This is a genomic window from Listeria sp. MAN/IMW/UF555, from assembly GCF_058684075.1.
Genome location: NZ_JBZWZS010000001.1, coordinates 109636 through 125824, shown reverse-complemented (window position 1 = coordinate 125824; position 16189 = coordinate 109636). Strand labels below are relative to the sequence as shown.

The 16189-nt window shown below is 38.3% G+C and carries 12 protein-coding genes; 2 read left to right on the top strand and 10 right to left on the bottom strand.

Going from position 1 to position 16189, the window contains the following annotated elements:
• Positions 1-74 precede the first annotated feature (74 nt).
• The 8 genes from pyk to AC4PG8_RS00555 all read right to left on the bottom strand — a co-directional run bounded on the left by pyk (position 75) and on the right by AC4PG8_RS00555 (position 11834).
• The gene (gene pyk, locus AC4PG8_RS00590; protein WP_003771992.1) at positions 75-1832 is read right to left on the bottom strand and encodes a pyruvate kinase; all 1758 of its coding nucleotides are present in this window, start codon (positions 1830-1832) and stop codon (positions 75-77) included.
• A gap of 281 nt (positions 1833-2113) precedes the next feature.
• Entirely contained in the window at positions 2114-3073 is a 960-nt protein-coding gene (gene pfkA / locus AC4PG8_RS00585) for a 6-phosphofructokinase (protein ID WP_003762450.1), read from the bottom strand.
• Between the two features lie 284 nt (positions 3074-3357).
• Positions 3358-4314, bottom strand: a complete 957-nt coding sequence (locus AC4PG8_RS00580) for an acetyl-CoA carboxylase carboxyltransferase subunit alpha (protein WP_003771994.1) — start codon at positions 4312-4314, stop codon at positions 3358-3360.
• Entirely contained in the window at positions 4304-5188 is an 885-nt protein-coding gene (gene accD / locus AC4PG8_RS00575; RefSeq protein ID WP_010991609.1) for an acetyl-CoA carboxylase, carboxyltransferase subunit beta, read from the bottom strand. Before accD ends, AC4PG8_RS00580 begins: the two co-directional genes overlap by 11 nt.
• A gap of 215 nt (positions 5189-5403) precedes the next feature.
• Positions 5404-8730 carry a DNA polymerase III subunit alpha gene (gene dnaE, locus AC4PG8_RS00570; RefSeq protein ID WP_492169924.1) on the bottom strand — a complete coding sequence of 1109 codons (3327 nt, stop codon included), beginning with the start codon at positions 8728-8730 and terminating at the stop codon, positions 5404-5406.
• Positions 8731-8852: 122 nt separating this feature from the next.
• Positions 8853-9788 carry a DHH family phosphoesterase gene (locus tag AC4PG8_RS00565; RefSeq protein WP_185504935.1) on the bottom strand — a complete coding sequence of 312 codons (936 nt, stop codon included), beginning with the start codon at positions 9786-9788 and terminating at the stop codon, positions 8853-8855.
• Positions 9789-9808: 20 nt separating this feature from the next.
• Complete coding sequence (gene ytoI, locus AC4PG8_RS00560; protein ID WP_010991612.1) at positions 9809-11122, bottom strand: CBS-HotDog domain-containing transcription factor YtoI; 1314 nt, start codon at positions 11120-11122, stop codon at positions 9809-9811.
• 25 nt (positions 11123-11147) lie between these two features.
• Positions 11148-11834 (bottom strand): metal-dependent hydrolase, encoded by a 687-nt coding sequence (locus AC4PG8_RS00555; RefSeq protein WP_003772005.1) that lies wholly within the window; start codon positions 11832-11834, stop codon positions 11148-11150.
• 163 nt (positions 11835-11997) lie between these two features.
• Between AC4PG8_RS00555 and AC4PG8_RS00550 the strand changes: the two genes are divergently transcribed.
• Positions 11998-13095, top strand: coding sequence for a M24 family metallopeptidase (locus AC4PG8_RS00550; protein WP_492169923.1), 1098 nt, complete (start codon positions 11998-12000; stop codon positions 13093-13095).
• A 39-nt stretch (positions 13096-13134) separates the two neighbouring features.
• Here AC4PG8_RS00550 and ald read toward each other — a convergent pair whose 3' ends face one another.
• Positions 13135-14247 (bottom strand): alanine dehydrogenase, encoded by a 1113-nt coding sequence (gene ald / locus AC4PG8_RS00545; protein WP_492169922.1) that lies wholly within the window; start codon positions 14245-14247, stop codon positions 13135-13137.
• 238 nt (positions 14248-14485) lie between these two features.
• On the opposite strand from ald, the gene AC4PG8_RS00540 reads away from it, so the two are divergent.
• Positions 14486-14944: a universal stress protein gene (locus AC4PG8_RS00540; RefSeq protein ID WP_003762459.1), complete on the top strand. Its 459-nt coding sequence runs from the start codon at positions 14486-14488 to the stop codon at positions 14942-14944.
• A 51-nt stretch (positions 14945-14995) separates the two neighbouring features.
• Here AC4PG8_RS00540 and AC4PG8_RS00535 read toward each other — a convergent pair whose 3' ends face one another.
• Positions 14996-16189: an acetate kinase gene (locus AC4PG8_RS00535; protein ID WP_010991613.1), complete on the bottom strand. Its 1194-nt coding sequence runs from the start codon at positions 16187-16189 to the stop codon at positions 14996-14998.

The following is a 16189-nucleotide window of genomic DNA, read 5'->3' as shown; positions in this document are numbered from 1 at the left end:
GCAATCGAAAAACAATACAAGCGTAGACACAAAAAAAGCGTCCCGCTAGCGGGACGCTTTTAGAAAGGTTAATTTTAGTGAGTTGCTGTTTTGCCGTTATATACAACACCTTGACGAGAATCAACAGTGATGATTTCACCGTCTTTTACAAGAGATGTTGCGTCTTTAGCGCCAACGATGACAGGAATGCCAAGGTTGATTCCAACAACTGCTGCATGGCTAGTTAAGCCGCCTTCTTCGACAACAACTGCAGCACTTTTCTCGAATGCAGGAAGGATTTCTTTATCAGTTGTTTTAACGATTAAGATTCCGCCTTCTTCTGCTTTTTGAAGAGCTTCTGCATTGGATTTAGCAACTACTGCTTTACCAATAACTGATTTGCTACCAATACCTTGGCCTTTAACTACTTTTTCACCAATTAATTGGATTTTCATAACGTTTGTTGTTCCACTTTCTGTAACTGGAACACCAGCAGTGATGATGATTAGATCGCCTTGTTTCGCAACACCAGAAGCAAGAGATTCTTTTACTGCAAGGTCGAACATTTCGTCTGTATTGCTAACAGGAGTAGCTAGACGAGGATATACGCCCCAAGAAAGAGCTAATCCGCGATATACATGTTCGTTGAATGTTACAGCAACGATATGAGATTTTGGACGGTATTTAGAAATCATACGAGCTGTGTGACCACTTTGAGTCGCAGCAACGATAGTTTGAACGTTTAGGTTTTTCGCAGTATGGCCAACTGCTTGACCGATAGCTTCTGTCATATCTGTATTTTCATGAAGTTTAAGTGCAAATTTATCTTGAGCAACTAGAACTTCCTCAGTACGAACAGCGATTTTCGCCATCATTTTAACTGCTTCTACTGGATAATCCCCAGCAGCTGTTTCACCGGATAACATAATAGCATCTGTTCCATCAAAAATCGCATTCGCTACGTCACTTGCTTCAGCGCGAGTTGGACGTGGGTTACGTTGCATGGAATCAAGCATTTGTGTAGCAGTAATAACAGGTTTACCAAGTTTATTACATTTTCTGATAAGTTCTTTTTGTACAATCGGAACTTCTTCAGCTGGAATTTCAACGCCTAGGTCACCACGAGCAACCATTAAGCCTTGAGATACTTGTAAGATTTCGTCGATGTTGTCAACGCCTTCTTGGTTTTCGATTTTAGGAATGATTTGTACGTGAGTTGCGTTATGCTCTTCTAAAATTTTAGTAATTTCAAGAACATCTGTAGCACGACGTACGAAAGATGCAGCGATAAAGTCAATACCTTGTTCTAAACCGAAGCGGATATCAGCAGCATCTTTTTCTGTGATTCCTGGTAGGTTGATAGAAACATTCGGTACGTTAACACCTTTTTTATTTTTAAGTACACCTGGGTTAAGTACTTTAGTTACTAGTTCGCGATTAGCTTCGTCTTTTTCGATTACTTCAAGACCGATTAAACCGTCATCAAGTAAAATGGAAGAACCAATTTCTACGTCATCATAAAGTTCTCCGTAAGTTACAGAGAATTTTTCTTTTGTTCCTTCAACAGGAGTCATAGATACACGTACAACGTCACCTGTTTGGAATTCTAATTTTCCGCCGACCATGTCGTTTGTACGGATTTCTGGACCTTTTGTATCAAGTAAGATAGCAACTTGTTTGCCAGTTTTTTTCGATGCTTCACGGATATTTACAATACGCGCACCGTGCTCTTCAAAATCTCCGTGAGAGAAATTAAGACGTGCAACGTTCATTCCTGCTTCGATCAACTGAACTAATGTGTCAACTGACTCACTTGCAGGACCAATTGTACAAACAATTTTCGTTTTTTTCATGTTATTACTCCTCCTAGAACTTAGCTATTCATTCGTATTCATTATAAACATATATTACCTATTTTACCAGTCACAACCTTGCAAAACAAGTAAGTTTGTGAATAAGAGCGCAATTGTGAAGCATGGTAACGATAACAAGAAAACGTTTTCCAGATTGTTACAGCATGCTTGATTAACAATTGACTTCTCTTTTTTCTCAAAGTCTATTTTTATACGTTACTAAAATTTTTCACAAAGAAAGGCTACCATGCTTTGTCATGGCAGCCAGCTCTTCAGCCGTTTTAAATCGACAAAATAGATGCAAGATCAAATAATTTTTGATCAAGAGTGTGTTTTTCTTTTAAAATTTCACCAATATTATTTTCGACAATTCTATTTTCACGGATTCCAACAGCTAATCCTCCGCGGTTTTCTAGCAATAATTCTACTGAGCGCGCACCAAGACGACTTGCAAGTACACGGTCAAATGCAGTTGGGCTACCACCACGTTGAACATGTCCAAGAACAGTTACACGTGCATGATAATCGCCATATTCAGCTAGTTGTTTGGCAAACTCGTTACCAGACATAACTCCTTCAGCAACTACAATAATACTATGTTTTTTACCACGTTCGCGACCTTTGTTTAAACGATCCACAACATCGTCCATGTTAAAGCTTTCTTCTGGAACGATGATAGCTTCAGCGCCACCAGCAAGGCCAGACCAAAGTGCGATATCACCTGCGTCACGACCCATAACTTCAATAATGAAAGTACGTTCATGACTTGTCGCTGTATCGCGGATTTTATCAAGTGCATCAAGCACAGTGTTTAGCGCTGTATCAAAACCAATAGTAAAATCAGTTCCAGAAATATCATTATCAATTGTTCCTGGGATACCAATAGTTGGGAATCCACGTTTTGTAAGTGCTTCCGCGCCGTGATAAGAACCATCTCCACCGATAACAACTAAGCCATCGATTTGATGTTTTTTCAATTGTTCAATTCCTTTAAGTTGTCCTTCTTCTGTAGCGAATTCAGGATATCTTGCGGAATAAAGGAATGTACCTCCGCGGTGAAGTAAATCACCAACAGAACCTAATTCTAATTTACGAATATCGCCATTGACTAGCCCTAAAAAGCCATAGTTAATACCGTAAACCTCAAGTCCTTCATAGATTGCTTTCCGTACAACAGCGCGAGTGGCTGCATTCATTCCAGGAGCGTCTCCTCCACTTGTTAAAATTGCAATTCGTTTCATTTTACTTACCACCTCAGACAATGATATTGTTTTTCATCACATGTGTTTATTCTACATGAAAAAAGCTCAAATGAAAAGCTCCAACAGAACACTTTTTTAAAGCGTAACCGCTTGCACATGCGCTTTTTCATATCGGTCTATTCCATTTCACCCGCAAAATGGCTTTCTACCTAAATAACACTTTAATTGGTCTATACTTGTGAACTTATAAACTTTCTTTTCTACATTACTATATAAAAAGAAGATGATTCCTTAAAAATAAGAGAATCATCTTCTTTTGGACTTTATAAAGTTTCGTAAACGCCGATTTTTTTGAATTTATCGTAACGTTGCTCAATTAGTTGCTCTTCAGAAAAGGCCATTAATGCATGAAGGGATTTCGTGATAGTTTTATTAATTTCTTCTGCTTGTGCTGCTAAATCGCGATGAGCACCGCCTTTTACTTCAGGAATAATCCCATCAGTAATACCTAATTCGTATAAATCTCCTGCTGTAATTCGCATAGACTCCGCTGCTTTTTTGGCTAGACTTGCATCTTTCCATAAAATTGCTGCAGCGCCTTCTGGTGAAATAACAGAGAAAACAGCATTCTCTAACATGAAAATTTGGTTACCAAGGCCAAGAGCTAACGCACCGCCACTTCCACCTTCACCAATAACAATAGAAATAATTGGTACTTTCATATCGCTCATTTCATAAAGGTTTCTAGCAATCGCTTCACTTTGACCACGTTCTTCTGCAGCGCGACCTGGATAAGCCCCTTTAGTATCAATGAAGCAAATAATTGGTCGACCAAATTTATCTGCCTGTTTCATTAAACGAAGCGCTTTGCGGAAGCCTTCAGGATGCGGCATACCAAAATTACGATGTAAATTATCTTTAGTATCTTTACCGCGTTGGTGACCAATAACTGTGACTGGAGTGCCTTTAAAAGTAGCAATTCCACCAACTATTGCAGCGTCATCTCCAAATGTCCGGTCGCCGTGAAGTTCCATAAAGTCTTCGAATAAAAGCGAGATATAATCAAGCGTTGTAGGTCGTTCTGGATGACGAGCCACTTGAAATTTGTCCCAAGCAGTCATATTACTATAAATGCTTGCTTCTAATTTAGCTAGACGCTTCTCCAACTTCTCGATTTCATTCGTTAAGTCTACATCTGATGTTTCATTGTATTCTTTTAAGTCTGCAATTTTACTTTTTAATTCTAAAATTGGTTTCTCAAATTCCATTTCATTCGCCATCAGATTCACCTCCAGCTTCAGGTGTTTTCACATGGATTTTTAAAATAAAGCTTAATTTATTTTTTAAATCAAGACGTGAAATACAGTCATCTAGTTGTCCATGTTTTAATAAGAATTCCGCTGTTTGGAAATCTTCTGGTAGTTCTTCACGAACAGTTTGCTCAATAACTCTTCGTCCTGCGAAACCAATAAGTGCGCCTGGTTCTGCAAAATTATAGTCTCCAAGTGATGCAAAACTAGCCGAAACACCACCTGTTGTTGGATGTGTCATCACAGTAATGACAAGACCACCGTGATTGCTAAACCGTTTAAATGCCGCAGAAGTTTTTGCCATTTGCATTAAGGAAAGCATTCCTTCCTGCATACGCGCGCCACCAGAAGCTGTGAAAATAACAAATGGTTTATTTGTTTTATCGGCTTCTTCTACCCCGCGAAGGATTTTTTCGCCAACTACTGACCCCATACTCGCCATTCTAAAGCGCGAGTCCATAACAGCAATCACAAGTGGATTACCATCAATGGTAGCATGACCAGTAACAATCGCTTCATTCAAACCACTCTTCTGCTTATCTTTCTCAATTCGATCCATATAATTTTCAAAACCAAGTGGATTTGCCGTTGTTAAATTAGCATCAAGTTCTTCAAACGAACCTTCGTCAACTAACATATCAATTCTAGCTGTTGCTCCAATTGGATGGTGAAAACCACAATAATTACATACCATAAGATTCTTTTGCAATTCTTTGGTATACATTATTTTTTTGCATTCTGGACATTTTGTCATAATACCTTCTGGAACATCCGCTTTCGTCCCATCAGAAGGAATTGTGGCATATTTTCTCTTTTTTGGTTTTGTAAACAAGTCTCCTAGCAAGGATAACCCTCCCCATTTACGCTTTCTATTGTGGTTCATAACGATTTTAATGTTATATAAATGAAAAATGAATAAAGACGTGAAACATATTTCAACCGCATTTTCCCACAAGAAGACAAAATGCCAGTCTATCCGAATCAAAATGGACAGACTGCGCAGTATTGTTTTCCACGTTAAACTATAACATACTTTCTATAAATATAGAAAGTCTAAGATTACTTAAACACCACATTCTCTTTACCAAGTAACTCTACTAGCGCTTCTTGCAACTCATTTGACGGTTTAACTTGAATATTTTTTAGTTCCGTTGTTTGTTTAGTTATCGCTTGGTGAATAATGACTTTACTGTCCCCTTTATGACGCGCTAAAATCGGTTTTATTTGTTCCATTTGCAGTGATTCCGTGACTTTTAAAAATAGTCTTACCGGAGCTTTTATTTCTTTTAAGTCTTGGGCTTCATTGATAATTAATTGAAGTTCGCCATTCCTCATATCTGCCTTCACTTTAAGAAAAAGAATTTCTCCTTTTTGAGCAAAATTCGCGTATTTTCGGTAGCTTTCAGGAAACATAACTGCACTTAGTTCCTTTGATTCATCGCTAATAGTCAAAAAACACATCGTTTCACCTTTTTTAGTTCGTATTGATTTCACCTCATGAACATAGGCTGCAACTTGATAAATTTTCCCAGAGCTAACACTTGCTAGTCTTGTAATAGCAAGGTTTTGTAATTTATTTTGGTAATAAGATACGGGATGTGCCGAAACATATTGACCTGTATATAGTTTTTCTTTTTCTAGCTTTTCATCAATCGAAATTGGTGCGGTTTTCCGGTAGCGTGGTTTCATTTTTTTCAAAAAATCGTCATCTTCTGCAAAAAGATTCATCCCTTTTGAATCTTCTCCGAGTAATGAAATGTATTGCAGTACTGCATCTATTGTTGCTAAAATAGTTGCCCGGTCTTCGCCAAATTCATCAAAACAACCAGAAAAAACAAGCGCTTCTAAAACAGTTTCTGAAAGCATTTTATGTGGCATTCTTTCACAAAAATCAAAGAAGTCTTTAAAAGGCGCTTTTTTTCGTTCATTGATGATTTCTAAAATAAATTTCGTTGGTACTTTTCGAATAACGCGGAAACTATAACGAATCGAGGTCTCGTTTTCCATTTGAAAGTAGTAATTACTATGATTAATGCTCGGTGCTAACATGTTGATACCGTAGTTCTTTGCTTCTGTGATATATTGAGAAATTTTGTCATCATTTCCAAAAACAGAACTAAGAAGCGATGACATAAATGCTGCTGGATAATGGGCTTTTAAATAGGCCAATTGAAAAGCGATTTTCGAGTAAGCAGCTGCATGACTTCGGTTAAACCCATAGTTCGCGAATTGAACAATCATGTCATAAACTTGGTTAGCACTACTCTCTGAATAACCTTTACTTTTAGCTCCTTCAACAAAATGAATCCGCTGCTCGTTTAAAACATCCGCTTTTTTCTTGCTGACAGCTCGTCTTAATAAATCTGCTTCCCCAAGTGAAAAACCAGCCATTTGATTCGCTACTTGGATAATTTGTTCTTGGTATACGATAACGCCGTAAGTCACTTCTAAAATAGGTGCTAAATCTGGATGTGGGTATTGGATTTTTTCTTTTCCGTGTTTTCTGGCGATGAAAGTATCAATTTGTTCCATTGGACCTGGGCGATAAAGCGCGTCCACGGCCACAACATCCTCAAAAGAAGTCGGCTTTAGTTTCCGAAGTACGCGGCGAATACCATCCGATTCAAATTGGAAAACACCTGTCGTGTCACCGGTTTGGAAGAGTTTTAAAGTTTTTTTATCTTCCAAAGAAATATCTGCTAAAGTTAATGGCGTTTCTCTATTATAATTAACTGATTTTAAAACACGATCTAATAAACTTAGATTTCTAAGTCCAAGAAAATCCATTTTAAGTAAGCCGATTTTTTCTAATTCCCCCATAGCAAACTGGGTCAATCTAGCATCGCCGCTACCTAATTGAAGCGCAACTTGTTCGACGAGTGGCTTATCGCTAATAACAATCCCGGCAGCATGCGTCGAAATGTGGCGCGGTAAACCTTCGAGTTGGCAAGCTACTTCCCATATCATTTCGTTTTCTTTGGAACTTTTAATATGATTTTCTAAGCGAGGACTTTCTTGTAAAGCTTTTTGTAAGGTAATGCCTAATTGACTCGGAATTAACTTCGACCATTCTGATAAAAGTACTGAATTTAAGCCAAAGCTTCTGGCAGTATCACGAATCGCCGCTTTAGCCGCTAATGTTCCGAATGTGCCAATTTGGGCAACATGCGCCTCGCCGTATTTCGATACAACATAAGAAATCACTTCATCCCGGCGATTATCTGGAAAATCTAAATCAATATCGGGCATCGTTATTCGTTCTGGGTTTAAAAATCGTTCAAATAGCAAGTTATAACGAATTGGATCGACATCGGTAATTCTAAGTGCATAGGAAACAAGCGATCCTGCCGCAGAACCCCGACCTGGCCCAGTTAAAATTCCTGCTTCTCGAGAATAACGTATAACATCCCAAACAATTAGGAAATAATCCGCAAATCCCATCTCCGTAATAACTTTTAGCTCATAATCTAGCCGTTCTTGGTATTCTTTTGCTAATAAATTCCGCTCTTTTAAGCCAGCATAAGCTGTTTCTCTTAAAACATCAGGTGCGTTTTGTTCTTCATTTAACGGAAATCTTGGCAATAAATGCTGATCTAAGGCAATTTCAACGTGGCAGCGTTCGGCTAATTTCTCTGTTTCGAGACATGCCTGTTTTTCAAAATCAGTTTGCCAGTCACGCTCCATTTCAGCTTGTGAAGTAAAATAATTCGGACCAGCGAGTGGTAATGTCGCCCAATCCACAGTCCGATTGTCACGTATCGCAGTCAAAACTTCTTTAGCCTGAGCATCTTTTGGCTCCATATATTGGACATCTTTCGTTGCAACAACAGGAGCCTTTTCTTCTGCTGAAAAAGCTTCTATTTTGGCAAAAAGACGTGTGTTTTCTTTTTGGGCTGATAAATAAACGGATTCTTTGCCAAAAATACTGACTAAGTTCTCGTAAACTTCTAGTGCCCCGTCGCGATTTTCTTCCATAAGAAGACGCTCTACTTCTCCTTTGGCGCCGGGTGAAATGGCAATTAAATTACTGCTGTACGCACGTAGCCAACTTTGCGGTAATTCGGGACCTTCTTCCCGCGTTTGAATGGCACTCGCGATTTTTAATAACTCATGATATCCAGCGGTTGATTCCGCAATTAATATCAACTCATATGAATTAATTGGATTTAAGTAACCTTGTATTGTCACCGTCATCCCAATAATTGGTTTTATATCCGCCGCTAAACATTTTTGATAAAACTCGACTACTCCATAAAGTACATTTTTATCCGTAATTGCTAAGGCTGGATAATGGTATTCTTTTGCTTTAGCGATTAACTTATCGATTGATGCTGTACTAGAAAGCAAATCATAAGCACTCGCAACTTGTAAATGAACAAACCCCACTATCCTCTCTCCTTTCAAAACTCTCTTTTTCCATTATATCGGTTAAGCTAAAAAAAAGAAAGTGTGTTCGCGTTTTTATATAAAAAATAAAGCCAGTTAGTTAAACTGGCTTTATTTCTTGTTTATTTAGCCGCACAGATGCGCGCAAGTTTTGCTGTCATTTCTTTTATTTCTTCTTCATTATGAAGAGTCGCGCCAGAAGCAAGCGGATGTCCGCCTCCACCGTATTCTTTGGCTAGTTCATTAATAACTGGTCCTTTTGAACGTAACCGCGCTCTGAAAACCGGGCCTTCTTGAATGAACATAATCCACGCCTTAATTCCTTCCACGTTTTCGATACAAGATACAAGTGCGGAAGCGTCGCGCGGATCTACTTCAAACTCTCTCAAAAGCGTATCACTTAAATAAACGGTTGCAGCGCCATTTTCATCCATGACAAAGTTTTGCAAAATATACCCTGAAAGCTTCACCGTATTTTTTGGTAGCTCATATAATTCACGGTAAAGCGCCGGACGATCAAACGGAAATGTTACTAAATACGAGGATAGAAGTAAAGTTTCTTCTGTTGTACTTGGATACAAGAACCGTCCAGTATCACCAACAATTCCAGCATATAGCAGTCTTGCAGCTGTTTCATTTAGAATTAACTCTTCTGAAAATGATTCCCAAAAAGCAGCAATCATTTCGCTACAAGAAGAGGCCGTCGTATCAACCCAAAGTAAATCACCGTAAGCATCGTCATTTGGATGGTGATCGATTTTGATTAGTGCTTTACCGAGGTTAAACCGCCCATCTGAAATCCGCTCTTGATTCGCGGTATCACACACAATTACAAGCGCATCCTTATATACTTCATCAGCTATTTCATCTACTGCACCTAGAAATTGGAGCGATACTTCATCATTTCCAACCGAGTAGACTTTTTTCTCAGGAAAACTAGCTCGAATAATTTCTGCAAGTCCCATTTGCGAACCGTATGCATCTGGGTCAGGACGTACATGTCTATGCAAAATAATCGTTTCATATTGTTTTATTTGTTGTAAAATCTCACTTTTCATTGTTTCGCCTCTGTTTCTTTTTAACGTTCCATCATTTGACAAGCGACTATAGCTTTTCCGGTCAAAATCCCTTCTAAATAAAGCTCCACATCTAACTTCCCAGCTTTACGTCCCATTTCCAAAATTCGCGGTTTAATGACGATTGTCGCATCCATTTGAACAGGTTTTAGAAAATACATCGTTACATTTTCAATCGCCACATTGCGTTTTTTCATAGAAAATAGTTTTTGCTGCACAACTTCGCAGACCACTTGGGTAAATACGCCATACGATAAAGTCCCAAGCGAATTAGTCATTTGTGGACTTACTTTAAATTCGTAATCCGCCTCTTCGCCCGTATCTGCTTTTTCGGAAAGTTGATTTGCAATCGTATCGTCAATCGTTTCGCCGACTTGTGGTTGTTTTTGAATCATTTGCATCGATTTCAAAATGTCTTGTCTACTAACGATGCCGATTAAAGTTAAATCATCTTTGACAACAGGGATGACTTCGATACTTTCCCAAATCATCATATGTGCCACTGATGCAACACTCATTTTTGGACCAACAGTTAGTGGATTTTTAGTCATCACTCGTTCAATCGAAATGCTCGGATTTTTTTCTAAAATATCTTTACTCGTAACCATACCAGTTAGTCGCATCGCCCGATTTACGACAGGAAAACGACTATGCCCGGTTGCTTCTTCCATTTTGTGCCAATCTTCCACTTTATCTGATGTGGACAAATAAGCAGTTGTTTCAAGCGGCGTTAAAATGTCCTCTACGAAAACAACTTCTTTTTTAATCAATTGATCGTAAATCGCCCGGTTAATCATCGTCGCAACTGTAAAAGTATCATAAGACGTTGATAAAATTGGTAATTCCTTCTCATCTGCCAACTGTTTTACTTCGTCGTCCGTATCAAAACCACCAGTAATAAGTACCGCAGCACCGCGTTTTAAAGCAAGTTCATGTGCACTCACCCTATTTCCGACGATTAATAAGTTACCGGCATCCGTATAGCGTTCCATTGCCTCCACGGTCATCGCACCAATAACAAACTTATTGAGCGATTTATATAACCCAGCACGACCGCCAAGCACTTGTCCATCGATCATATTAACAATCTCAGCAAAAGTTAATTTCTCGATGCTATCTTTTTGTTTCCGCTCAATTCGAAGCGTACCTACTCGTTTAATAGTAGAAACAAATCCAATTATTTCCGCATCTTTAATTGCCCGGTAAGCAGTACCTTCACTTACTGACAGGTTTTTCGCGATTTTCCGCACAGATATTTTTTCGCCAACTGCAAGATTTTCAATGTATTTTAAAATCTGTTCATGTTTTGTGGCCACGACTCGTTCACCCATTCCTATTTTGTTAGATTTCGATACCTTCCCCAATTTCAAGTACTTTTCCGGAAATACCTTCATCAAGCGACGCAACAAATTGATGTGGATCTTGCTCAATCAACGGAAATGTATTGTAATGCATTGGAATAACTAGTTTTGCTTGTAAAAAACGTGCCGCAATCGCCGCGTCTTCTGGACCCATGGTAAAATTATCGCCAATCGGTAAGAACGCAACATCTAACGGATTTAATTCTCCAATTAATTTCATATCAGAAAACAAACCAGTATCTCCAGCAAAATAAATATTTTTACCTTCTATTGTAAAAACGATTCCTGTTGGAAAACCAAGGTTAATTATACGCCCATCACGCACTGTTTGCGAACCGTGAAATGCTTGTGTCAACTTCACTTGTCCAAAATCAAACTGTCTTTTCCCACCAATATGCATTGGCGCAATGTTCTCAAGCCCATCTTCTACCGCTAAAAATGAAGCTAAATCTGCATTACAAATAACAGTTGCTCCTGAATTTTTAGCAATTTCAACTGTATCACCGACATGATCGTCATGCCCATGCGACAGAACGATAAAATCTGGCATTTGCTCTTCTGCTTTTAAATCACATTTTTCATTACCAGAAATAAATGGATCAACTAGAATAGTCGTATTCCCAGTGATAATTTTAATACAAGACTGACCATGAAATGAAATCTTCATGTTAAAAAACTTCCTTCCTGATTAATTATTCTATGTGTATTATTGTACCACTATTATTATAAACTAATATATAACACCTCGTAAACTAGGAGGTGTTTATTACCAAAATATTTCCGTTGCATGTTATCATTGTAGAGAAATCAATTGGAAAGAAGGTACAAAAATGGAAAAAAATATTGATGTCTTACAAAACTGGCTAAAAGACCAAGATGCCGAAGTGGCATTTATCACAGACCCAGAAAACATCGCTTATTTTTCAGGTTATTATAGTGAGCCTCATGAACGCGTGCTAGGGCTAGCTGTTTTCCCGGAAAGCGAACCGTTTTTATTCACGCCAGCACTTGAAGTAGAAGATGTACGCGGCGGCGATTGGTCCCACCCGGCATACGGTTATAACGATACCGAAAACCCATTCAAAATTATTGCAGATGAAATCAAAAAACGTGTAGCAAATCCAAGTAAATTTGCCATTGAGAAAAAACATATGAGTGTCGACCGTTACGAACAATTAGCAGGACTTTTCTCTGGCAGCTCATTCATTCCGATTGAACATAAAATTGAACAAATCCGCCTTATAAAAACAGAAGCTGAACTTAAGATTTTAAAAGAAGCTGCTTTACTAGCTGATTACGCTGTCCAAGTCGGTGTTGATGAAATCGCAGAAGGTAAAACAGAAGCAGAAATCGTTGCCAAAATCGAATATGAAATGAAGAAAAAAGGCGTTACAGCCATGTCATTTGATACGATGGTACTCACTGGTAAAAACGGCGCCCTACCACACGGAACTCCCGGAGAAACAAAAATCAAAAAAGGCGATTTAGTTTTATTTGATTTAGGAGTAGTTCATAAAGGTTATTGTTCAGATATTACGCGAACAGTTGCATTTGGCGATATTACTGATGAACAGAAAAAGATTTACGATACTGTTTTAGAAGCTCAAGTAGCTGCGGTTGATAAAGTAAAAGCTGGCATAAAAGCAAGCGAAATTGATTTAACTGCTAGAAATATTATTCGTGAAGCAGGGTTCGGCGATTATTTCCCACATCGTCTTGGTCACGGACTAGGAGCTAGTGTACACGAGTTCCCTTCCATTACAGAAACAAACAATATGGAACTGCAAGAAAATATGGTATTTACAATTGAACCAGGTATTTACGTTCCAGGAGTTGCTGGGGTTCGTATTGAAGATGATTTAGTTGTTACAAAAGATGGTGTTCAGGTACTAACTGAATTCCCTAAAACTTTACAAGTTATCAAATAACAAAAAAGCAAACTTCCACGCGGAAGTTTGCTTTTTTTATTAAATTAATTCTGCACTATTTGTATATGGTAAGTCGAGAGAATCCGAAACGGCTTTATACGTGATGTGACCTTGATACGTATTTAAACCACGTAACAGGTAAGGATCTTTTTTCACAGCCTCTTCTAATCCATCATTTGCAAGTTTTAATCCAAACGGTAAAGTAGCATTTGTTAGCGCTAGCGTAGATGTCCGCGGAACTGCTCCTGGCATGTTAGCAACTGCATAATGAAGCACTCCATATTTTTCATATGTTGGATCATCGTGTGTGGAAACATGGTCGGTAGTTTCAAAAATTCCGCCTTGATCAATTGCAATATCAACAAGAACCGAGCCAGGAATCATCTGTTTAATAACATGTTCCTTAACTAATTTTGGTGCTTTTGCGCCTGGGATTAATACTGCTCCTATAACTAAATCCGCTTTTTTGACAGCTAATTCAATATTAAAATCATTCGACATTAAAGTTTGTACTTGGTTGCCGAAAATGTCATCCAATTGGCGAAGTCGTTTTAAATTCATATCTAGTATTGTAACATTAGCGCCAAGACCTACGGCAATTTTTGCTGCATTTGTTCCAGCGATTCCGCCGCCAATAATAACGACTTCACTTTTCTCAACGCCAGGAACACCACCCAGCAACACACCCATGCCGCCATTTGTTCTTTGTAAAAATTGTGCGCCAATCTGAGCCGCCATTCTTCCTGCAACTTCACTCATCGGAGAAAGTAGTGGTAGTGTATGATCAGCAAGTTCTACTGTTTCATAAGCCACACTGTTTACTTTACTCTCTAGCAAAGCTTTCGCAAGAGTTGGTTCATTCGCTAAATGTAAATATGTGAAAAGTAATAAGCCTTCTTTAAAATATGTATACTCGGATGCAATGGGTTCTTTTACTTTTACAACCATATCTACGCCCCAAGCTTCTTTTGCTGTTTCGACAATTGTTGCCCCCGCTTGCACAAAATCAGCGTCTTGATAATTAGAGCCACTTCCCGCGCCTTTTTCCACGTATACAGTATGCCCTGCGTTTACATAGGAAAAAACACTTGCCGGAGTCATTGCCACCCTATTCTCATTATTTTTTATCTCTTTTGGTACGCCGATCAACATCAAAATCACTCTCCTTGGTATAGGTATAATAGACTATAAAAGATTTTCTACACCCCCATGCTAACACAATATACCTAAATTGTAAAAAATTAACTAACTTAAATTTAAACAAAAGAATTATTACAAAAGTAAAGGATTTTCATGGTTTCTTAATTTATTTTTCAATTTATGGTTCTTTTAGGAAAAAAAGGGTAAAATATAAATATAGTAGATACATATTTTGATTGGAGGAATTATTATGTTACAACAATACGAAAGAGTTTTAGTAGCAGTTGATGGATCCAAAGAAGCAGAAAGAGCTTTCCAAAAAGCAATTCAAGTGGCTAATCGTAATGATGCTGCACTTGGTCTTGTACATGTTATTGATACACGTGCTTTCTCGTCCGTAGCCAATTATGATACAAGCATGGCTGACAAAGCGACTGAATATGCGGATGAATTACTTAGCGGCTATAAAGAAGATGCTTTAAAAGCAGGCGTAACTAAAGTAGAAAGCTATATCGAATACGGTTCGCCAAAAACAGCCATCACAAAAGAAGCAGCAAAAGCATTCCAAGCTGACTTAATTATGTGTGGTGCTACTGGTCTAAACGCTGTAGAACGTTTATTAATTGGTAGTGTATCTGAATATATTATTCGCCACTCCCCTTGTGATGTGCTTGTCGTTCGTAATGATGTTCCTGATTATAAAGAATAAAGCTAAATAAAAAAACTCGCTCTTGAAATTCAAGAGCGAGTTTTTTTTATTTTAATGGTTTTGTTTAATTGTTTCTACATCACGAGCAATCATTAATTCTTCGTTTGTAGGAATGATGATAACTTTTACTGGGGAGTGTGGGTAGTTAAGGAATCTTTCTTCTCCGCGCACTTGGTTAAGTGCTGGATCCCAGTATACGCCCATGAATTCAAGTCCACGAAGTACTTTTTCACGGATATAAGAACTATTTTCACCGATACCAGCTGTGAAGATAATTGCATCTACACCATTCATACGAGCTGCGTAAGAACCAATGTATTTATGGATACGATCAACGAAAACTTGAAGTGCAAGTTCTGCGCGGTCGTTCCCTTTCGCTGCTTCATCTTCTAAATCACGAAGGTCACTTGAAATACCAGATACACCAAGCATACCGGATTCTTTGTTTAAGACATCAAGTACTTGTTCTGCTGTTTTGCCAGTTTTTTCCATGATGAAAGGAATAAGCGCTGGGTCAATGTTACCAGAACGAGTTCCCATAGAAACACCAGCTAGTGGTGTGAATCCCATGGAAGTATCCATTGATTTTCCGCCTTCGATTGCAGCGATACTAGCACCATTACCAAGGTGACAAGTTAGTAAACGTAACTCTTCTACAGGACGACCTAGAAGTTCTGCAGCGCGTTCGGATACATATTTGTGACTTGTACCATGGAAACCGTATTTACGGATACCATAATCTTCATAGTAGCTGTAAGGCAAGCTGTAAAGGTAGCTTGCTGGAGGCATTGTTTGGTGGAATGCTGTATCGAAAACAGCCACTGAAACAACGTCAGGTAAAATTTTACGGAAAGCTTTAATTCCAGTAACGTTTGCCGGATTATGAAGTGGCGCAAGTTCAGATAGAGCTTCAATATCTTTAATTACTTGGTCATCAATATAAACGGATTCAGGGAATCTTTCTCCACCATGAACAACACGGTGACCAATGCCAGTAATTTCATCGTAAGAACCGATAACTTTGTGATTAATTAATTTTTCAAGTAACATTTGAACGGCAATTTCATGATCAGGAATATCAATAATTTCTTTGATTTTTTCTCCGTCTACAGTAATTGTAAAAATAGAATCTTTCAAGCCAATTCTTTCTACAATACCTGCTGTAATAACACGTTCAGATGGCATATCATATAATTGGAATTTCAGTGAAGAACTTCCGGCGTTAATTGCAATCGTTTTTTCCAT